20 protein-coding genes are annotated in these 21,358 nt (G+C 42.2%); 4 read left to right on the forward strand and 16 right to left on the reverse strand.

Translation table 11 applies throughout. From position 1 onward, the window contains the following. Positions 1-34: 34 nt before the first annotated feature. The 10 genes from PHE37_RS00100 to PHE37_RS00145 form a co-directional block, all read right to left on the reverse strand. Positions 35-526, reverse strand: coding sequence for a hypothetical protein (locus PHE37_RS00100; protein WP_299994523.1), 492 nt, complete (start codon positions 524-526; stop codon positions 35-37). Continuing rightward, positions 523-966, reverse strand: a complete 444-nt coding sequence (locus PHE37_RS00105) for a hypothetical protein (protein WP_299994521.1) — start codon at positions 964-966, stop codon at positions 523-525. The genes PHE37_RS00100 and PHE37_RS00105 overlap by 4 nt, the downstream gene beginning before the upstream one ends. Further along, positions 950-2,062 carry a 4Fe-4S binding protein gene (locus PHE37_RS00110; RefSeq protein ID WP_299994518.1) on the reverse strand — a complete coding sequence of 371 codons (1,113 nt, stop codon included), beginning with the start codon at positions 2,060-2,062 and terminating at the stop codon, positions 950-952. The genes PHE37_RS00105 and PHE37_RS00110 overlap by 17 nt, the downstream gene beginning before the upstream one ends. Before the next feature lie 6 nt (positions 2,063-2,068). Further along, on the reverse strand, positions 2,069-2,680 hold the full coding sequence (locus tag PHE37_RS00115; RefSeq protein ID WP_299994515.1) for a molecular chaperone TorD family protein: 612 nt from the start codon (positions 2,678-2,680) through the stop codon (positions 2,069-2,071). Positions 2,681-2,772: 92 nt separating this feature from the next. Next, a complete protein-coding gene (locus tag PHE37_RS00120; RefSeq protein WP_299994535.1) occupies positions 2,773-6,165 on the reverse strand; it encodes a molybdopterin-dependent oxidoreductase in 3,393 nt (1,130 codons plus the stop codon). Positions 6,166-6,178: 13 nt separating this feature from the next. Next, a complete protein-coding gene (gene nrfD, locus PHE37_RS00125; protein ID WP_299994514.1) occupies positions 6,179-7,078 on the reverse strand; it encodes an NrfD/PsrC family molybdoenzyme membrane anchor subunit in 900 nt (299 codons plus the stop codon). Further along, positions 7,078-7,716 (reverse strand): 4Fe-4S dicluster domain-containing protein, encoded by a 639-nt coding sequence (locus PHE37_RS00130; RefSeq protein WP_299994513.1) that lies wholly within the window; start codon positions 7,714-7,716, stop codon positions 7,078-7,080. Before PHE37_RS00130 ends, nrfD begins: the two co-directional genes overlap by 1 nt. A 248-nt stretch (positions 7,717-7,964) precedes the next feature. Further along, a complete protein-coding gene (gene hisD / locus PHE37_RS00135) occupies positions 7,965-9,257 on the reverse strand; it encodes a histidinol dehydrogenase (protein WP_299994511.1) in 1,293 nt (430 codons plus the stop codon). A 12-nt stretch (positions 9,258-9,269) separates the two neighbouring features. Continuing rightward, positions 9,270-9,689: a DUF255 domain-containing protein gene (locus PHE37_RS00140; RefSeq protein ID WP_299994509.1), complete on the reverse strand. Its 420-nt coding sequence runs from the start codon at positions 9,687-9,689 to the stop codon at positions 9,270-9,272. Position 9,690: 1 nt separating this feature from the next. Next, the gene (locus PHE37_RS00145) at positions 9,691-10,197 is read right to left on the reverse strand and encodes a shikimate kinase (RefSeq protein ID WP_299994507.1); all 507 of its coding nucleotides are present in this window, start codon (positions 10,195-10,197) and stop codon (positions 9,691-9,693) included. Between the two features lie 62 nt (positions 10,198-10,259). Between PHE37_RS00145 and PHE37_RS00150 the strand changes: the two genes are divergently transcribed. Next, positions 10,260-10,568 (forward strand): cupin domain-containing protein, encoded by a 309-nt coding sequence (locus tag PHE37_RS00150; RefSeq protein WP_299994504.1) that lies wholly within the window; start codon positions 10,260-10,262, stop codon positions 10,566-10,568. On the opposite strand, the gene PHE37_RS00155 is transcribed toward PHE37_RS00150, so the two are convergent. Further along, the gene (locus PHE37_RS00155) at positions 10,558-12,144 is read right to left on the reverse strand and encodes a methyl-accepting chemotaxis protein (RefSeq protein WP_299994503.1); all 1,587 of its coding nucleotides are present in this window, start codon (positions 12,142-12,144) and stop codon (positions 10,558-10,560) included. The two genes, PHE37_RS00150 and PHE37_RS00155, sit on opposite strands and share 11 nt — an antisense overlap. 30 nt (positions 12,145-12,174) lie before the next feature. After that, positions 12,175-13,548 (reverse strand): M23 family metallopeptidase, encoded by a 1,374-nt coding sequence (locus tag PHE37_RS00160; RefSeq protein ID WP_299994501.1) that lies wholly within the window; start codon positions 13,546-13,548, stop codon positions 12,175-12,177. A gap of 79 nt (positions 13,549-13,627) precedes the next feature. On the opposite strand from PHE37_RS00160, the gene fbaA reads away from it, so the two are divergent. Further along, positions 13,628-14,710: a class II fructose-bisphosphate aldolase gene (fbaA, locus tag PHE37_RS00165; protein WP_299994499.1), complete on the forward strand. Its 1,083-nt coding sequence runs from the start codon at positions 13,628-13,630 to the stop codon at positions 14,708-14,710. 68 nt (positions 14,711-14,778) lie between these two features. Here fbaA and PHE37_RS00170 read toward each other — a convergent pair whose 3' ends face one another. The 3 genes from PHE37_RS00170 to PHE37_RS00180 all read right to left on the reverse strand — a co-directional run bounded on the left by PHE37_RS00170 (position 14,779) and on the right by PHE37_RS00180 (position 19,585). After that, positions 14,779-15,621: a peptidylprolyl isomerase gene (locus PHE37_RS00170; protein WP_299994497.1), complete on the reverse strand. Its 843-nt coding sequence runs from the start codon at positions 15,619-15,621 to the stop codon at positions 14,779-14,781. A gap of 91 nt (positions 15,622-15,712) precedes the next feature. Then, a complete protein-coding gene (locus tag PHE37_RS00175) occupies positions 15,713-17,629 on the reverse strand; it encodes a response regulator (RefSeq protein WP_299994495.1) in 1,917 nt (638 codons plus the stop codon). A 9-nt stretch (positions 17,630-17,638) separates the two neighbouring features. Further along, positions 17,639-19,585, reverse strand: coding sequence for a response regulator (locus tag PHE37_RS00180; protein ID WP_299994494.1), 1,947 nt, complete (start codon positions 19,583-19,585; stop codon positions 17,639-17,641). 115 nt (positions 19,586-19,700) lie between these two features. Here PHE37_RS00180 and nth point away from each other — a divergent pair, with 115 nt between their 5' ends. Together nth and PHE37_RS00190 are read left to right on the forward strand one after the other, a co-directional pair. Continuing rightward, on the forward strand, positions 19,701-20,348 hold the full coding sequence (gene nth / locus PHE37_RS00185; protein WP_299994492.1) for an endonuclease III: 648 nt from the start codon (positions 19,701-19,703) through the stop codon (positions 20,346-20,348). A 14-nt stretch (positions 20,349-20,362) separates the two neighbouring features. Continuing rightward, positions 20,363-20,578 (forward strand): hypothetical protein, encoded by a 216-nt coding sequence (locus PHE37_RS00190; RefSeq protein ID WP_299994490.1) that lies wholly within the window; start codon positions 20,363-20,365, stop codon positions 20,576-20,578. A 5-nt stretch (positions 20,579-20,583) separates the two neighbouring features. On the opposite strand, the gene cmoA is transcribed toward PHE37_RS00190, so the two are convergent. Continuing rightward, positions 20,584-21,300 carry a carboxy-S-adenosyl-L-methionine synthase CmoA gene (gene cmoA, locus PHE37_RS00195; protein ID WP_299994533.1) on the reverse strand — a complete coding sequence of 239 codons (717 nt, stop codon included), beginning with the start codon at positions 21,298-21,300 and terminating at the stop codon, positions 20,584-20,586. Positions 21,301-21,358 lie beyond the last annotated feature (58 nt).

Consider the following 21,358-nt stretch of genomic DNA (forward strand, 5'->3'; position numbering starts at 1 on the left):
TATCTCATAGATATCGAGGGATCACCCTCTTATCTTAAATATTCAACGGATCGTCTGTCGGTTCAATCTCTTCAAAATCTTCAATAATTTGATCTAAAATCTTTTGAGTCATTTTGATCTTTGAAATATTTTCATCAAATATTGGTTTTGATGCAGGAAACGCTTCCGAGAGCTCTTGATAAATCAAAACGCGTCCCCCGAAATGACGGTTGAATTCATCAAACGCACTGCGTAAATATGCTTTTTTCGTTGTATGACGGAAAAGCGCTTTGATCATTTTTTTACGCTCTTTGATCGGAATCGATTCATCGATCGCTTCAGCTACCCGTTTAATATCCAAACGCGATAAATAGGCACCGCAATGGTATGGAGACAACAATTTATCGGAGAGTTCATCAACGAATCCCGGAACCGGTTCTTCGTCAGGATCGGTCTCACTGCTCGTTTCACATGAACCCGTATCACATTTACCCCGCACAAATTCATCGAATTCGGCTCGTAAATCGCTGTAATCATTTTCTTTCATTCTTTGTCTCCTCGTATTAAGTCATAAAAATAGCGGCTTAGCGACCGCAGCGCAATATCGTCTTTAAAATCCTCACGCTCAGCATACTGTTCTAATGCCCTCGGCATGATCAAATCACCGGAGAGTTCATTGTTTTCAATCGTAATCAAATCAACTAAACCCTGTTCTTGTGCAAACTCCGATGCTGAATCTACCAAACTTAGTGCTTCAACTTGATATTCCGATCCGATCACAGCGCCGCTTAGTTTCGAATGCCTCATTTGAGAAATCGTAAAAACAACGTCATCGGGACGGATATTCATCGGAATCACCATTGCGTTAATCCCATCGGCTTTGAATAATTTATTCATCATCGATGAGAATCGGTTACTGTGTGCCTCTTCGGCAATAAAGCCGAAAAGTTTGGTCTCGACTGTAATCGAATTATCGTTGTTCATCATTGTTCAGCCCCCATAATTCCATAGCTTCTTCCTCTTCCAAACGGCATCTGCGACAAATTTTCTCACCGCCTACAGAACTAAACATTGCGTCACACTCATTACATCGCCGTACCAAGTAGGTAACCAGATTTTGAACCGTCGGTGTATACCACTCTTTGAGATTATAGGATGGCGACACCGTTATCGCATCACTTTCACATACGTCATGACACAAATGGCATTTGACACATAAAAATGGGTCAAAGTCGATTTTCGAATTGCGCATATCAGAAGTTAATGCACCCGTAGGGCAAATCCGATAACACATTTCGCATGCGGTGCATTTCGTTTCATCCAAAAGTTTTTGGGAGGTGAACGAAATCCGATCCCCTTCCACTACATGATAGACCGAAGGCTTTTCTAGCCGTTTAAGAGCTGTAAAAAAAACTTTCCTTCGATCGGTAATTTTTTTGGTCCGCAACCCTTGGGTGTGAGTACTATCTAGGGTATGTGATATATACTCATCTGTACTCATCTGTACTTCACGCTCAAAATTTGCTTTATACGCACCAATTTTTTTGAGATGAAACGTTTTAAAAAAATCTCTTCTATCCGGTGTCGATTCGGATTTTTCACTCTCAGTATACGCTTCTTCAACTAGATCCACACTATACTCTGATTCTATCGCTTCAAGAGCATAATTGACATTCTCTATACGTTCTCTAAGATCACGTAAAATTGACTCACCGATCGAACATGAACCGCAATGACCGATATCGAGTTTAAGCCCTTTTTTCATACCGCACAATGCGATTAAGTGTTCACTCCCCAATGCTGCCAGACATGGTACATTTTTTTGACACGATACAAGCAGTGACGTATCACTCACAAAATCGAAGAAAAAATCGGTTGGACTGAAATCATCCAGTGCCAAAGCTTCTGTGGGACATGATGAAACACACCCTGCACACCCGACACATGTAGATTGGTTAATTGAAGGCAAACGACCACTCAGGACAATCGCACCGGTTGGACAAACATCGGCACATATTGTACAAATCGAATTGATACTGAGTGCGCGAACACATCGTGCGGGTGATAAACTCAGCAATCCCATCTATTTTTAAACCTCTGCGCTCAAAGTTTCATTATCACTCAAAATAAATTCCAGTGCTGTTTCGGCTGCATCGTAATAAAGAGGCGTACGAGCTTCATACTTCATATTAATAAGATACATCGGTGCCCAACGAAGAAGATGGATATTTAAAAAACGGTGTTGTTCTTTTTTTAATTCTAGTACTGCTTCAGTATCATTTTCACTCAAAGCTTTTTTCTGTGCTTCGCATAAATGATGCATAAATTCAAACTCGATACCAATATGGTCTGATGATACGACACGTGCAACTTCATAATCAACTAAAAAGTCATATGCACTGTAAATATCCGTTACAGGGTTTGCGCCGCCTGTTTCAATCATCTGATCACTTCGGGTATAAAATGTTTCATACGGTACTAAATGCAAAATCGATAGATTCGTAAAGTCCGGATTCAGATACTCTTCCAATATCTCTTTATTCGGAAGATTTTTTCGCTGTTCCCATGATTCCCAATGAGGAAAAAATTCTAAAACAGTCGGGTCATTTTTGAGTGTCTCTAAAATATCATTATCCAGTTCTTGGAGTAATATTCGAGATAGCAATGCGTAAATATTGCTTCGAGCAATGATCTCATCCATAACGATTAAGCCTTTAAAAGTGATTGTAGGATTGTAGCCTAAAGGGCTGAAAAGCCCTTTAGGTGTCCTTATTAGAAAGAGAAGCAGAAAATTTAGCTCTTGATGTTTACATCATACGAGGTAGGATCAAGTTTAACCCACGGGCGGAAAATGTGTTTCGGACGGCGAAGTTTGGAATTTGAATCCAAACCGCGTGTAAGTTTATCTCTCCATGCTTGATACACTTTCATATTATTGTCGTAATTGACAAAAATATCTCCGATTTTATCTCCCGCTTGTGCCGGTTCAAGCAATACTTTTTGGTGCCAGCAGTGCATTCCCGAAACCGGGTCTGGATGCGGAGCCGCTACCGCATTTTGCCATGAACCGGAGAGTCCGTCCCACCATACGTTTTCAGAGTCACGGTTGTATTCAGCGAAGCGTTCCGCTTTAAACCCTTTGATTCCCTCAACGTATTTGAGTTTGCCCTCTTTGCCGTCCATTTGAATTTCTGCGACTGGAACCCCGAAACTGTTGATACCGGTTGTACCGCTATAATCATCAATTTTGGTTTGAGCACCTTCTTTACCGACATTTACAGGAGATTCAGCCAAGAATTCTTTATTCGTTAGATCTCTTGGTGCAACACCTGGTGCTACTTTACCGTCAGATACACCATTTGGAATGGTAACTGCATTGGTCAATTTCCAGCGTCCGCCATGATGTGAACATGCCAATGTTCCCGGTAAAACACCCTCTGTCGGTATTGCCATAGCAACAAAATGTCCGCTTTCCAATCCCGAAACCGTATCTACGATTCGAACACGAATCGCATCTCCGCGTTTAAATCCAAGGCGTGCGGCATCTTTCGTAGAAATCCAGATCGGGTCATGGTTTTGACTGATCTCCATTAGATGTTTAGAGTTTGCAGAACGCGTATGAATGTTATACGGTAAACGGAATACCGTATTGAGCGCAAAAGAGTTCTCTTCTTTCATATAGACATGATTGACGTGTGAAAGGATATGAACCATTTCCTCTTTCTCTTTGTCATTACGAGGATAGATCGCCATAGCATATTCCGGCCATTTCCAATCTTTTGCCACCCATTGAGTATAGACATCGAGTTTACGTGTAGGAGTCGTAAATCCTTGCACTTTTTTACCGTCTACTACAATACCGATTTTTTTCGAGTCGCCTTTGTCATCCACCGCACTGATGATACCTGCAGAGTCCACACTCATCGAACCTGCATCGTATTTATGCTCATACGATTCAACTTTTCCCTCTTCGATTTTGAGTTCACGTTCTTGGACATTGTAGATTTTATCCTCTTCGAGCCAAGTACCGTGATCACGCATATATGAATAAACCGGGAATTCATCGTTTGCATAGCGTTCGTCGTTCATAACAGTTTCGTGCAATTTAGGTAAATTATCCCCGAACGCTGCATCGTACCATTCAGCGATGGTGACCGGTTTACCTGGATTGCGTTTTGATTCCCACATTTGTTTAATGTTCAAACTACCATCCGGATCGATGTAGTTAACACATAAGTCAAACATGAACTCATTCTCTTCCCAAACTTCTCCAAGACCAGCTTTGATGTGTGCTTCAAGAGTCGCACGATTTGGGTTTTTAGGTTTCCACCCCGACTTTTCGAGAGCTACACGTAATACCGGTTGACGGAAAGATGTCCATCGTGCCGGAATTGTTGCTTCAGAATGTTGGTCGTGACGTTCACCCGCAAGTCCAGTTGGAAGAACATAGTCCATATACCAGTTAGTCTCAGACCATACCGGAGAAAGATTAACGGTTAATTCCATAATTTCTTCATTTTTCAACACTTCAAGCCAACGGAATCCATCCGGATTGATCCAAACCGGATTGTACATACGAGGCATATACACAGCAAGTTTGCTCGGCACTTGCAACCCGCGATCATTCCATTTTTTCTGCCACTCTTTGTCACTTAGCAAATGAGGGAGCAAGAATGAAAGCTCATACGTTGACAAAGGCCATTCAGGAGGCCATGTCAATTCATTCCAAGCTTTTACTTTCGGAACGTCTTTACCAGATTTTCCTTGACCAACCGTTGCACTTCCACCTTTTCCGCCGACAGCTATGTCATGCCAGTGATACCAACCCGTTCCACCGACATTTCCGATAGCACCGCGTAACCCGGTAACAAAGAAAACCGATTTACCATTCATCCAACCACCGCGGTTACCGGCTGCTGTTGCACGCCAAACATAGGTAGAAATCGCATCTTCAGCCCAAATAAACATTTCATAGAGTTTTTCAAGCTTATATGCCGGTATGTGAGTCTCTTTGACCGCAAATTCTAGGGTATACGGAGAATACATATCTTTTAATAGCTCTAAATAGCTCTCAAAATCACGTCCGGCAGGAAGTTTTGAAATATAGGTTTTCTCAACCATATAATTGAGATATTCGCTATCGTTCATCAATGTTTCCCAGTTGAACCATCGTTTTACAAATGCTTTATTAACTTTATTTTCATGCAAAATACGATTTGCCAAATAAAGATAAATCGCCGACTCTGTTCCCGGCCATGGAGCCAACCAAAGATCGGCGATCCCTGCAGAGTTTGAAAGGCGCGGGTCCATAACGACCATTTTCGCACCTTTTTTACGAGCATCAGCAATCATTCCGGCAGCTTGCTGAAAATAGTGGCCAGCATCTGCAGCATGCGATGAATTCAAGAAAATCAATTTCGCATTTGCCCAGTCTGGGCTGGTACGGTCATCATTTACAAAATGAATTGACGGTGTACGTCCGTTAGCCGAACAGATATTGGTATGAGAATTGTATGAATCCAGACCCAACGTCTCCCAAACTTTAGGAACAAATCCATTCTCATTCGGTCGTCCGATATGATACATAACCGATTTGCGAGAAAGTTCATCTCCTTTTCGGATCGTATCACCCATTTTTTTACCGATCGTGGTCATCGCTTCGTCCCACGTCGTACGAATCCATTTTCCTTCACCCCGTTTTGAACCCGGAGCACGTTTGAGTGGGAACGGAATACGATCCGGATCATACATTTGCGATTGTGCGGCATACCCTTTTGCACAGTTGCGTCCGCGTGACCCCGCATGGAGCGGATTTCCCATATATTTTCGTACCGTCAATGTTTTTTTATCAACCCATGCAGTCAAACCGCATGATGCTTCACAGTTTGAACATGCAGTCGGAATAAGCATGAAATCGTGCACTAAAATACCGTCAGGGTTCTCTTCACTTCGTACACCATGACGATTAATACCACCGCGTTTCCAATCGGTACCGTCAAGCTCTTGGAAGTTATCCCACTGATCAAGCGGAGGATAAAATGACAAGGTATCAGGTGTATTGGTAAATTTACTTGCTTTCACCGACTCTGCCACTGCGTCGGTTGAAAATACACCCTTCGCTATAGCGGCACCGGCTACAGTGAGAGCGGTCCCTTTTAAAAATGTTCTTCTGCTTTCTAAATACATCATAATTTACCTCTTAGCTCATATTTAACAATTGTGGAATAACGAGCCAAACATGTTTGCTCACCCACAAACCGACCAATGCCGATACGGCAGCGATTTTCAACAAATAATACGATTTGTTTTTCAAGCTCAAGCATACTAATGCCATCGGAGCCAAGAATGCCATTACTTGGCCGATCCAGAACATTGCAGTGTATTCACCGCCTTTGACAAAAGCCAAGGTTGCAGCAACCTCTTCGGCTTTCATACCACCGAAAATATACTCAGACATATAAAGGACAAAGGCAGCGAATGCACTTAAACCTAAAATAATGGCGAGATCTTTTTTGATTGCATCTGAAAATTTGTTTCCGCCAAGCAAAATCATTGTTGCAGAACCTGCCAAAAATGCCGCCAACATCATTTGTGCCGATTCAGTTGGCATTTGCCACAATTCGCGTGCTGTTGATTCTGCCATCAAAGCTGCGGTATACAATGTAACCGGAATTGCCAGCAATACTGTCCACCCGAGCAATTTATCGTACATTGCTTCATCTTTTTTAAGATAGATCGCATACGCCATTGCAAAGAGAAGTCCGACAAACCCTGTCGCCATCCACGCACCGATCGTAATTGCCGATGTCAAATGAGGATGGGCAAAAATATGCCAGAAACGGAACATTTGATGTAAATCAATGACCGTAAAGAATAAGAAGACATGGATAAATACAATCGAAATTGCTACAGCCGGAAAACGGATAAAACCGGTTTGCTCCGGATATTTTTTCAACAAGAAAAATGCGAGGAAAATAATACCGGTACCGATACTTTTCGCCCACATATTCATCGTAATAATCCAGCCCCAAAAAATAGCCGGTAATGGAACGTCAAGAACTACGATCGCATTGGTTGCCGCAAGTGTTTCGTGTACCATTAGTGGTGCCCTCCTAGAGGAAGATGGGTCAACTTGTTAAATAGGTTATGACCTTCGCCGCGGAATGATGCCAACGGATTGAGTTGAACGTTGCCGCCGCCGACATAGAAGTGGTGTGGATCAGTCCCTTTTTCAGGTTTACGAACTTGTACGTCACCTTGGTGCTGTTGAATATATTTACTGATGTTGGAGGTCGGATCATCCAAATCACCGAAAATATTTGCCTCTACCGGACATGCTACGACACATGATGGCATCATTGCACTTGCAATACGATGCGCACAGTAGGTACATTTATCTGCCGTTTGTGTTTGAGGATCAATATAGATCGCACCGTACGGACATGCCATAACACATCCTGCACATCCAATACAACGTTCTTTGTCAATATTAACAATTCCGTTTTCGATATAGTGCAATGCACTTACCGGACAAATACGTTCACACGGTGCATTGGCACAGTGATTACAACGAAGCGGAGTAAATGTTCGCTTCGTTTCAGGGAAAGTTCCCACATCGATATATTTTACACGAAGACGCCATGTACTAAGCGGAACTTCGTTTTCCACTTTACACGCAATCTCACAGCCCTTACACCCCATGCAAAGGTGAAGGTCTACCAAGAAACCTAACTGCATATATTCTCCTTGATTCCTATCTCACGTTACTTAATTTTCATACATAAGCGATATGAATAATCTTTATTCGATACCATGATTACAGGCATTTGACGGCATTACTGCTGCGTTGATAGTAACCTAATTAGCTTTAACTGAAACTAAAATAGAACACTGTTTTGCTATAACTTTTTGATATTTGTAACCATTTGGAGGTTTTCCCGGAGATGGGAAAATTTTATTGAATAAGATGTAAAGTTTTATTGATTTTAGTTATCTAAACGGCATCGTACAGATGCTTCATGTGCACCTAAACCTTCCGTATTGGCAATCAAAGCACATGCTTCACCGATTTCATTGATCGCTTGCCGGGAAAAAGAAATAATAGAAGATTTTTTCATAAAATTTTCTACCCCGAGCGGTGAATAAAACCGTGCCGTTCCGCCGGTCGGCAGGGTATGATTCGGACCTGCAACGTAATCCCCGATTGCCTCGGGAGTATAATGACCTAAAAAGATCGCTCCGGCATGCTTGATAGAAGGGAGCAATGCAAAAGGATTGTCGGTTGCTACCTCTAAATGCTCTGGTGCGATCTCGTTCATAAGATTGACCGCTTCTTCCATGGTTTCCGTCACAATGATTGCAGCGCGCTCTTTAATCGATTTACGGGCGATCACTTCACGAGGAAGTTTTTTCAACCATATTTCAATCTCTACGGCACACGCATCCGCGAATTTTTGTGACGGCGTGATCAAAATGGAACTTGCCATCTCATCATGCTCTGCCTGAGAGAGCAGATCAATCGCGATATGAGAGGGGTTTGCCGAATCATCCGCCAACACACCTATTTCACTCGGCCCTGCGATCATATCGATATTTACTTCCCCGAACACCATTTTTTTGGCTGTTGCGACAAAGATATTTCCGGGTCCCGTAATCACATCGACTTTCGGAATCGTTGCTGTACCGTATGCCATTGCGGCAATCGCACTCGCACCACCGACTTTAAACACTTCCGTAACACCGCATAAATGACATGCTGCCAATAAAAGCGCATTGGGCTCATTATCCGGAGTCGGAGTGGTAACTACAATATGTTCAACGCCCGCCACTTGAGCCGGGATGACATTCATCAACAATGAGCTTGGATATGCTGCTTTTCCTCCGGGGATATAAAGACCTGCACGGTCAACCGGAGTCACTTTTTGCCCAAGAATGGTCCCATTGGCTTCCGTATCAAACCAACTTTTAGGAAGCTGTTTTTCATGGTATGATCGAATACGATCATACGCCAAATGCAATGAAGATTTAAGTGTCGGGTCTAATGCCTCGTACGCTCGTTTCATATCTGAAGGATTAATACGCAAATCATCGCCGCAAGAAGGATTCCAGCGGTCAAATTTCTCAATATGACGGATCAGTGCATTATCATCTTCACTACGGATTTCGTCAATCAACGTCTTGACAATCGAGGATACATGTTCCATATCCATCTTGCCGCGGCCGAGAAGTTCACTGAATACGGTTTTGAAATTGGCATCACCGGTATGAATAAGTGTCATAATTATCCTTTTTTACTTTTTCGTCGTACTTTTTTTAAACTCTTCTTTTACAATATCCAGAGCTTTTAAAAAACTCTCGGCATCTGCTGCTCCCATTATCGGTTCAAACATCGGCTCGCCATTCGGCTTGAGGAACCATGTTCCCGGTGTTCCCGGCACTTCCAACTGATGCGGGAAAATCGGATTTTCATCGATATATGCAATTGAACTGATAAAATCGCTATTCAATTTTTGAACTACTCTTGGATCTTTCATTGTCGTACTTTCATATTGGACACAATAATGGCAATGGTGATTAGAAACAATGAACATCAAAGGTTTATTCATCGATTTTGCTTTGGCAATCGCCGAACTGTAATCTTTTTCCCATTTGATACTTCCACCAAACAACGACAATACCGAAAGCAAAAGTATTAACACTAGCTTTTTCATCTTATTTCACCTTTTTTAAAATCTCTTTAGCAATTTCACTAAGCTCTTTATCACTGACATCGATAATAATATCGGCAACTTTTTTGTAAAGAGCTGAGCGTTCCTCATAGAGTTTTTTGGCTTTTTCTATGTCTTGAAACAGCGGTCTCTTGCGAAGTTTTTTTGCAGCATCCGGGTGTGCCAGGATGCGATTGTGAATCGTATCAAAAGGGGCAGATAAATAGACGATCGTCCCGATTTTTTTTAGATTAGGGACTTTAAAAAAGCCCCCTCCGGTCGAAATCAATGTCCCTTTTACCTCTTTTTGAAGCCAAAGGGCCACTTTTCTTTCCAATTCACGAAAATATTCTTCACCCTCTTCTGCAAAGATTTTCTTTATACGCCGATTTTCCATACTCTCGATGATATCATCGGTATCTAATGCAACCAGACTGGACAGTTTCACGATTTCACGTGCGACAGAACCTTTTCCAACTCCCATAAAACCGATTAAAACGATGTTTTTCATAAATTCTCTACTGTTGGTTTATAATGACGCAATCATATCATGCGTTAACTTAGGAGTGCTTCTTGACCCATATTGACAACCTGTATAAAATGCCAAATCCCACTGAAAACAATGAAATATTTTCGACACTTTTTCATAATGAAACACTCAAAATTGAGTCCATCCGTTCAAATCTGAAAACTCCCGGAGAACTCTATGATCAAGACCAGGACGAATGGGTTTTGCTTCTCGAAGGGGAAGCTAAGTTGGAGATTGGCACTCAAACGCGGGAGATGATTTCGGGCGATTACCTCTTTCTCCCGAAGCATACTCTTCACAGAGTCCTATCAACCTCAGAGAATGCTCTCTGGCTCTGTATTTTCAGCTCTTAAACTCGTTAATACGTTCTGATAACGAATTGGCTACATTCAATAATTGTTTTGAATCATTCTCAATTCTCTCGACACTGTGACGATTTGATTCGGAAACATCATTGATCTGAGAGATTTTATCTATAATCCATTCGATATGACCGACCACTTCAACCGAATCCTGATGAGAACGTTCAGCCACGGAAACGGAACGCTCCATTTCCAAAGAAGTGGCAGAAATTTTTTCTTCTACTTCATTGGAGATCACAGTCAACTCATTCATATTTCTGGCATTATCCCCCATTTTGTCGCTTACATCGTTAATAGCCTGAACGATTGTACTGACACTGATTTCTATCTCTGTCAAACTTTTTTGAGTCCGCTCCGCCAGTTTTCGTACTTCATCGGCTACAACAGCAAATCCGCGTCCGTGCTCACCCGCCCGTGCTGCTTCGATAGCCGCATTAAGTGCCAAAAGATTCGTTTGATCCGCTATATCTTTAATAACCCCTAAAACATTTTTAACCTGATCGGCGTCCTGACGCAACGAAACAAGCTGAGATGACATCTCATGTTCGATTTCAATGTATCCGTCTACCTCCTGAACCAAACGAGAAAGGGCATCTTTTGCAGTCACAAGCTCACCATTGGCGTTTGCCACATTACGTTGGGTCTGTTCCGACACCGTAATGGCAGCCGAAAGAATCTCTTTGATGGAATGGCTTTTCTGGGTTGTAGCCTCAACAATGAGTCGTTCTTGTTCGACGCCGCCGGAAATCGTACGTGTTGCATTGGTGATCGTTGTAGCGATAATCGCATTTTGTTTTCCGAGATCTTTAACTTCATTGACCGTTTCTTGAATCATAGAGACAAAATTATTCACGGCCAGAGCTGCTTGAGAAAACTCATCTTTTTTGGTGACTTCAAGACGTTTGGTTAAATCTTTATCTCCGCTTACCAATGCACCGATACGATTGCGCAGTCCTTCCAACGGCATCAGAACCTCTTTCCCGAAGAAAAGATTTAAGACCGAAACAAAAATAATAACAACAACGCTAAGTGCAATCAATAGAACTGTTTGAGTTTTGCCGATTTCAATATCATTTTTTTCAAGTGAAATGACCAAATCCATAACACCCATTACATCGCCGACTTGCGCATTTGTATGACAGGCAAGACATCGTTCTTCTGCGACAAGAGGCTGTAAAAGCCGTATCGTATGGGACCCGTTCGTATGTTCGATTACTTGAGCCTCTTTCGTTTTAAAAATTTCCCGAATAAGCGGTTCTTCCGTGAATTTTTCGTTAGGGGCAAGAAGATCGATTACCGCTTGGGATTTTTCTACTTTGAGTGTTTCAATCCCCTCAATTTTTTGGGCTTTGCTGATCGTTTCCATAACGACATTGGGATCACCCGCCAGCATACTCTGAGTCAGTGTCTGAAAAATCGATTGGCTTAACATCGTAAGCGAGCGTTTCGCCGTATCATTTGAAAAATCGTGAAACGTTGTCGTCAAATACCAATATATCGCCCCTAGCCCCATAAAGCTGAAAAGAAGCGTGGAAAAAATGATTTTCGATTTTACGGTATTGAACATCGGAAGACCCCATATTAAAAAATGTTAGGATTATTGTACCGTATATCGGTCGCCTTTTTGCGGTAAAGTTACAATTCCTTGTGCCGTTTGCATTTTTATCGGCAAATTCATAGGTCGGCGCATCGATAACGGATCTACTTTGCTGACACTGAAATGAAGGTGCGGACCGCTCGTATATCCGGTATTTCCGGAATAGCCGATCAAATCTCCTTTGGAAACTTTTTGACCGATTGAAACAGCGACTCCCCCTTGTTTCAGATGGTAATAATTCCCCATCGTTCCGTCGCTGTGCTCGATAATGACATAATTGGCATATTGACGATATTCAGGACTTGCACCGCCAAAGTTATTACTTCCTTCCGCTCCAACAACAATCCCCTCACGTGCCGCATATACCGGGGTTCCTACCGGCACGGGAAAGTCAACCGCATAAGCAGAAAGCCCTTTATGGGATGTTTCACCGTTATACCCTTGAGAGACAACGACTTCAGAACCTTTTATAAAAGGCAATTTATAAAGATAATCATCTTGATGCACCGCAAAAGCCGATCCCCGGACCCAACCATAAGAAGAACGGTAATCAACGCCTTCAGAAGCAGAAATACGGGAAAGTTCCAAAACCTTTTTTTTACTTCTACCCGGAATTTCGACAAAAAGAGGCAATCTGCCGGATGCCTTTAAATTAGTTAACGTTTCAAAATCGATGTGCAGTGTTACCGTATACGGATTTAAATTTTCGGCTTCAAATTCAAAATTTCCTGCTTTATTTTGATCCGCACTTAAAATAACGCTGTTCCGGGAGCCGATTCTCGCAATTTTTTTCACTCCTGATACTTCAGAGCGTTTTAAAATCCGTAAATGTTCTTCGTAGGCTTGTTCTTGTTCAAGGGCAAATTGAATACTTTTTTGTTCCAACTCCTGCTCGGCACTTAAAGCTTCAATGCTTTTAATCGAATGATGGGGATAATTCTTTTGATAGAAGGCAATAACTTCGGCACGGATACGAGGATTGTGGAGCGGATCCATCGGAACGGAAATCAAATCTTCAAAACTCTTTTTGTCTGACTGCGTTATTGCGGTATTCAAGGATTTGCGGTACAGCGCGTCAATCGATTCTTTGGTGCGCGATAGCGTCCGTAAATCTTTCAAATAAGCACTCAATACCTCATTATCAATCTGTTTTGCACCGGAGAGCTCATTGCCGACAACCAATGTCGCTTCAACACTGTCCAAAAAATTGCGCAAAATATTTTTGTTGGGCTCCATAATAGGTTGTTGACTCAGTTTTTCAATCGAGACGGTACTTTTTTGCAGAGGCTCAGCCAAAGTATTATAGACAACAGGCGCAGGTTCGGCGTGAAGCGTCAAAAAAACGAGAAAAAGCAACATTGCGACACGTACCAAAACCAACTCCATTTTTTTTTAATTCTATCATTATTGCTCTAAGAGTATAATATCGTCAATTTTAACTGTGGGGTAAAGAATGTCCAAAGGTATTTTAGAAGTAATGAAACCTGGTGTACTGTTCGGTGATGATGTTCAAAAACTATTTGAAATTGCAAAAGAAGAGGGATTTGCACTCCCAGCGGTCAATGTAGTCAATACTGATTCGATCAACGGTGTCCTCGAAGCGGCTAAACTGGTTAACTCACCGGTCATTATCCAATTCTCCAACGGCGGAGCAAGTTACTACGCAGGAAAAGGGCTCAGCAATGAGGATGAAAAAGCGGCTATCGTCGGAGCAATCGCCGGAGCAAGACACGTTCACATGATGGCTGAAGCCTACGGTATTCCCGTAATTTTGCATACCGACCATGCCGCTCGTCATCTTCTTCCATGGATCGATGCCCTTCTCGATGCAGGTGAAAAGCATTTTGAACAATACGGTAAACCCCTCTTCAGTTCACATATGCTCGATCTCTCCGAAGAGAGCTTGGAACAAAACGTGGCAACGTGTGTAGAATACATGAAACGTATGTCTAAAATCGGTATGACTTTGGAGATCGAACTCGGTGTTACCGGTGGAGAAGAAGACGGTGTCGATAATAGTAATATCGATAATGCCCTACTCTACACTCAGCCTGAAGATGTTGCATATGCATATGAGCGACTCAGCGCAGTGAGCAACCGATTCACCATTGCCGCTTCATTCGGAAACGTCCACGGTGTTTACAAACCGGGTAACGTCGTCCTCACTCCGATCATCCTCAACAACTCCCAAAAATACATCAGAGAAAAATTCGCTACCGCATCCGATAAACCGGTAAACTTCGTATTCCACGGCGGTTCAGGGTCTACCCACGAAGAGATCCGTGAAGCGATCAGCTACGGCGTTATCAAAATGAACATCGATACCGACACCCAATGGGCGACATGGGAAGGGGTAAAAGATTATTATGAGAAATACAAAGATTATCTCCAAGGACAAATCGGAAATCCTGAAGGGGAAGAAAAACCGAATAAAAAATATTATGACCCGAGAAAATGGTTGCGAGACGGACAAAAAACGTTAATTAATCGTGTGAAAGTAGCATTTGAAGATTTGAACGCTATTAATAGAAACTAAGCAGTATTGCCTCGAAAGAGGCAAACAAACCAAAGGGTGAATTCCCCTCGGTATTTATATCTGATTATTTATTTAGAGTAAGTGATTTTCGCTTTTGCGCGTAAGTCAGCCATTTTTTTATCCATATAGGCTTTAAATTTATCCATTTTCAAACGCTGCTCGATAAAGTTTTTAACATCATCAAATCCAAGTTTTTTAGCCGCTTTTCTGTCTTCGACATAGATAACGTGATATCCGAATTGGCTTTGAACCGGAGTAGAGGATATCGTTCCCTCTTTCATTGCGAATGCGGCATCGTTAAACGACGGTACCATTTGTCCGCGGGGGAAGTATCCGAGGTCTCCCCCTTTTGCCGCGCTCGGTCCTGTTGATTTCGATTTCGCCTGTGCGATAAACTCATTTCTCAATCGATCTCCGCTGAGCCCTTTCATACTTTTGATAATCGCGTTGGCTTCCGCTTCTGTTTTTACCAAGATATGGCGTGCGTGGATCTTCTCTTTATCCACGAACTCATCCGGGTTTGCATCGAAATAGGCTTTAACTTCTTTCGCATCGATTTTAATCGATTCGAATTGTTGTTGTTCCCATACTTTTGCCGCCAGTTGTACTTTTAGTCGGTTGACCAGGTTCTCTAATTCTTGTTTGTACTCTTTGGTATCCAGTACTCCTGTTTTTTGAGCATCGTCGTATACCAGCTCCTGGGCTATCATCCCTTCGATGATCCGTTGGCGCAATTCGTTTTGTTTATCCGCCGGAAGAGAATCGAATCGACCCTGTGTCCCCTCTAGCAATACTTTATTCACTTCATCCGATGTAATCTCATCGCCGTTGACGGTCGCCAATACGGCTGCAGATGCACTCGCTCCACTCAACAATAAACCCAAAATCCAAGCGCTGTAATATCGCTTCATTGTTATCCTTGTGTTGTTCCCCTGTAGAAGGGGTTTTTGATTTCGGCATTATAATACATTTGTGAGTATAGTACGCAATAAACAACCAAAATTAAATAATAGTAGTACTGCGTTTCTGCTGTGCAATTTTTAAATAGCGGTCTATAGTCTGTAATAGGAAATGTTTATCAATCGGTTTAGCCAAATGGGCATCCAATCCAGCTGCAATGATTCGTTCTCTGTCTCCGATTAATGCATGAGCGGTAAGCGCAATGACCGGTACAAATCCTCGAGAATCACGTTTATCGATCTCTTTAATCAGACGATTTGCCATCAAACCGTCCATAACCGGCATATCGATGTCCATCAAAACTAAATCAAAACGTTCTTTGAGATAAACATCTACGGCTTTTTGTCCATTTTCAACTGCTACGACGCGGAAGTGCTCTTGTAATAAGATAGTTTCAAGCAGTTTAAGATTGATAAGATTATCTTCCGCCACCAATATTTTGATGTTCTCCGCTTGAGGAATACTTTGTGCCTCAAAGCTATGCGAAATATACTCTTTCGGCATTGCATTCCAGATGACCGCCAATGTTTTATGGAGAGAACTAGGGAGTATCGGTAACGTTACAATTGATTCAACCGAATCTATCAACGCATCGGCTTTCTCACCATAATCAAGTTTCATAATCGGAACAATGCGCAAGTTCGGATATGCTAATTTAATTGCATCAATCTGAGATTTTGAGATATGCGGTATGTCTAAAAACAAGACGTCACTCTCATGCAACTCTGTATTGACTAAATCGTGAATCCCTTTCGGCTGCACACTGAAAAGCTCCAAATATTTGTATAATAGAGCTCCTTGTGCTGAAAGTTGAATATCTTGGGTATAGATAGCCGCACGGGTCCCTTCGATAAAGTCAAAGGTCCCCTCTTCATTCATTTGATGCGTAACACGGAATGAGAAGCGGGAACCTTTCCCTTCTTCCGAAGCAAGCATCAGATGGGAGTCCATCATATCCACGTATTTATGGCTTAGACTAAGCCCGATTCCGAGACCGTCTTTGCCTTTGCGTTGATTATCCCAGGCAGAAGCGAACGGACGCAAGAGTGTTTTAATTTTTTCATTTTCAATACCGACGCCCGTATCACTTACGGCATATTCCACCTCGATAAAATTGCTTTCTTCTTTTACGATCAATATTTCGACAAGTACACGCCCGCCGTTTTCAGTAAATTTAATACCGTTTTGGACTAGATTACGCATAACTGCAAGTATTTTATCCTGGTCACCGATCATTGTTTTAGGCAAATGCGGATCGATCAGAAACATCAAATCAATTTCTTTGGAAAGAGCAATATCTCCAAACTGCTGAGAAAAACTTTCATAGACTTCAAGCGGGTTAAAGAGCGCCAAGTTGGTATGAACGCTTCCACTTTCGACCTGCATTAGTTCTAAAAGATTTTCAATATTTCGCATCATGGACAGAGCACTTCGGCTCGTCATCTGAACGTATTCCAGCTGCCATGAACTTAGAGGCGAGCTTTTGAGCAGGTCGCTGAAACCGATAATAGCATTCATCGGTGTTCGGAATTCATGAGAAATATTGGTCAGGAATTTCTTTTTGAAATCTTCAAAATAACGTTCTGCAGCACGTGCTCTCTCAATAATCGAGGTATCTCGGAAAACAACACCAACCATCGGAAAGTTATCCAGCACAATCGTTTCTGATTTTACTGAAACATCGTACGTCACTCCACCAGCATTGATTTTACCCCGATAGTTCCCGGATTGTGAGAGAAGAAAAGTGAGATTGACCCCCTGCGGTTCAAACCACTCATTTAGCGGAGCAATAGCATCAAGTGCTTTTGTTCCTAAAAATTCCATCAACAAGTCATTGCATCCAATCAATGATCCTGAAATATCCGCATAAATCATCGGATCAGAATGTAATTGGGCACACGAAGTGAGCAACGTTACTACAGAAGCGTGATCCTTTGTGAAGCTTTCTAAGTAAATCATCTTCGTTCCTTATGCACTTACGTGTAAATATTTGTGAAGAATATATTCAAGTTTTTCACGAGTAAGCGGTTTGGAAAGGTAATCATCCAATCCGCGTCCTAAAATATACTCGCGATCTCCTTCCATAGCCAGTGCGGTTAATGCGATAATTGGCATTCGTCCAACGCGCGTCGGCCCTTCTGCGGCCTTGATCTCTTGGGTAGCCAAAATACCGTCTTTGATCGGCATATCAATATCCATAAAGACGATATCAAACCTATGTTCTTGACAACTCTCTACCGCTTCATCTCCATTCGAGACAGCTGTTACAGCGATCCCATACTCTTTAAGCAGCAATTTAATCAAACGCTGATTGATTAAATTGTCCTCAACGACCAGTGCACTCACCCCCTGCTGAATTTGTGGGGCAACAGCCGGAGTCTCTTTCTGAAGACCTAACACATCCACTAAATGCTCCAATAATGTGGTCGGCAATAGCGGTTTGGAAAGAGACGTATCAATCAGATGAAGCATTTTTGCCTGAAGCCGTTCATGTTCTTCCAGCAACAAGACCGTTTTACATGTCCGTTGCATCCGTGCAAGCGGCATCGTCCAGTCGCTTTTTTCCTGTGAAGCAATAATATAAACCACTTCTACATCCGAAAAAATGGATTCATCTACCATTTGTGTTTTCGTGACACTAACTCCGAAACTGCGTAAATAGTTGGTTAGATGGTTGGCGTCATCGAGGCGTTTATCATCAACAAGGACTACTTTGACACTATGGGCGTTGATCATTTGCATCGCATGATCGGAAGATCCGTCCAAGGTCAATGCAAAGCTAAACGATGAGCCGCGCCCTTCATCACTGGTGATTTTGAGTTCACCCCCCATCAGGGAAATAAGACCATGAGACAGACTCAAACCGACACCCAAACGGCTATCGGCATGATCGCCCGAAACAAACGGACGGGTAATATAACTCAGATCGGACTTACTGATCCCTTTTCCCGTATCTTTGACCATAAAACCGATATTGCACGTTCCCGTCGTATTGCGTTTGAGAAGCTTTACCTCAACCGTAATACGTCCACCCTGCGGAGTAAATTTCAATGCGTTATTGTAAAGGTTATTGATGACTTGTTTAATTTTACGGATATCGCCGCTTGTGTAGGTCGGAAGTTTCGGGTCAATAAAAAATGAAACATTGACTCCTTTATCCCCTGCCATCGAAACAGCTCCTCGAGCGAGTTCTTCCATCTCGGCAACAATATTAAATTCACTTTTGCTGACGTTCAAACGGCCGTTTTGCATTTGGGCCAAATCAAGCAGATTTTCGATATTTGACATCAGACTGCGCGCTGAACCCTGTACCGAATGGATATATTCCAGTTGTGTATCGCTCGGAGATGTTTTAGACAAAAGTTCGATAAACCCTAAGATACCGTTCATCGGAGTACGGAATTCATGTCCGATATTGGCTAGAAACTTCGTTTTGAGCTGTTCAACTTTGACTATTTCAGCCTTCAGATCCACAAGGGCACTCTGATCTTCCAGCCGCAACAGATAAAGATCCGTTCCGCTTTCTTGGATTAATGTGGATGTTGCCGACATTGTGTGCATTTTTCCCGAAGGATCTCGAATAGTAAGCCCATACCCTTTCGGAAAATGGGTTCGTAGATAGTCCAGCCAGCTTTTATCAAATTCGGTAAATACCTCTTCATCTTCATGATCAAAAAGCTCACGGATACTCTCATGATTGTTACGTAATTGTTCGATCGTTTGGAGGGGTACCAAATCAAAAAAAGCTTTATTTGCTCCGATCCATCCGTTCTCTTTTGTAAAGAAAAGCAATGCGGCGGTATCCGTGTCCAAAACCCTGTAAAAAAGCTCTTTATTGATACTTTGATCACCTACCTCTGCAAAACGATGCTCGTCTTTCGTAAAAAGTTTTTTAATGAATTGTAGTAACCCCAAAGTTGTCCCCTGAATTAATTTGCATGGAAATTAGTTATTGTAACACAAAATCTTCATACTCATGTTTTTTTTTCGGGTCGTGATACAATACGCATAAAAATTATGGGCAGTCTGAATGAAAAAAGCGACCAGAAAAGAGATAGAAGCTATTAAAGCGGCTCTCTTGGAACGATATTCCGATGCGGTAACGGAACTAAGCTACGCAAACGCGTATGAGTTAGTCATTGCCGTGGCTCTATCCGCTCAATGTACCGACAAACGGGTCAACCTCATCACTCCGGCATTATTTGAAGCATATCCAACCCCAAGAGATCTGGCAAATGCCGATATTGAAGACGTAAAAAAAATCATTCAAAGCTGCTCGTTTTTTAATAACAAAGCGATTAATCTCATCGCAATGGCGAAAAGGGTTGTTGACGTTTACGGAGGAGAAATTCCGCTCGATGAGAAAGAGTTGGTGACGTTAGCCGGAGTAGGTCAAAAGACCGCACATGTTGTCCTTATCGAATACACGCAAGCCAACTTGATGGCGGTTGACACTCATGTCTTTCGTGTCAGTCACCGATTAGGGTTAAGTGATGATTTCACTGCTATCTCGACGGAAGAAACTTTGGTCAAAAAGTTCAAGACCAACCTCCATCAACTCCACCAGGGTCTTGTATTGTTCGGACGATATATCTGTACCGCAAAAAATCCTAAATGCGACAGTGAGTGTTTTTTGAGAGAGTTTTGTAAAAGCACCGACAGCTTTAAACCCAGATGAGATACAATAACCCCATGAAAAAACACTACTTTTTAATTCTGCTACCTGTATTAGTTTCGGGCTGTTTTAATGATCGCGGAGTCAGTATGCGCTATTACAACGACTGTGAAGAGTATTATGATGCCCAAGGGTATTACCACAAGCAATGTGACAAAAATCTAATCGATTATAAAGATATGAAAGAGGTGCTTCAGCCCGCACAGAATCCTGAAAGAGGAAGCGTTAGGTAAGGGCGTTATTTAATCGCTATAAACGTTGCAAAATTAGCCCATCTGAAAAGGACTTCACACGTTTTGAATCCATTATTTTTAGCCATTTGGATATTTTCATTCATGGTATACGGGATTAAGACGTTTTCGAGAGCTTCACGTTTTTGGACAATCTCGTATTCACTGTAACCCTGCACTTTTTTAAACTCATAATAGCAATCGATCAGTTCTTTATTCAGTTTCGGATCTTCACTCACCACTTTTTCGCTAAAAATAAATGACCCGCCTTCATTCAATGTTTCGGCAATCGTCCGCACCAATGTATCACGCACCATCGGGCGGATAAACTGAAGGGTATAGTTACTGATAATAACTTGTGCTTTTTCATACGGAAATTGGAGGATATCGCCTTCGTAGAGTTCGATGGAAGAGCCGTATGCCTCTAATTTTTTGTGGGCATGGGTAATCATGGCAGGTGAATTATCGATACCGATTAAACGAACACCGCTGTTTTTCCCTGCAGCGCGCTCTATCTCTAGGAGCAAAGAGGCCGTAGAACATCCTAAGTCATACACGATTCCCCCCTCTGCAAGAGCATTTAAGGTAAATCTGCGTGTTAGCGCTTGTGATTCTTTGTAAAACGGGACTGAGCGTACAAGCATATCATCAAAGACGGCAGCAACATCTGCATCAAATTCAAATTGTTTTGAAATAGGTTTCGTAAATAGGGTATCGGTTTTCATGGATGAAATTGTAGCGTAAAGGATCGAGTTTGGAGGGGCTTGTGTGTGACGAAACAAA

Origin of the sequence: Sulfuricurvum sp., assembly GCF_028681615.1 — a bacterium.
GTDB lineage: Bacteria > Campylobacterota > Campylobacteria > Campylobacterales > Sulfurimonadaceae > Sulfuricurvum.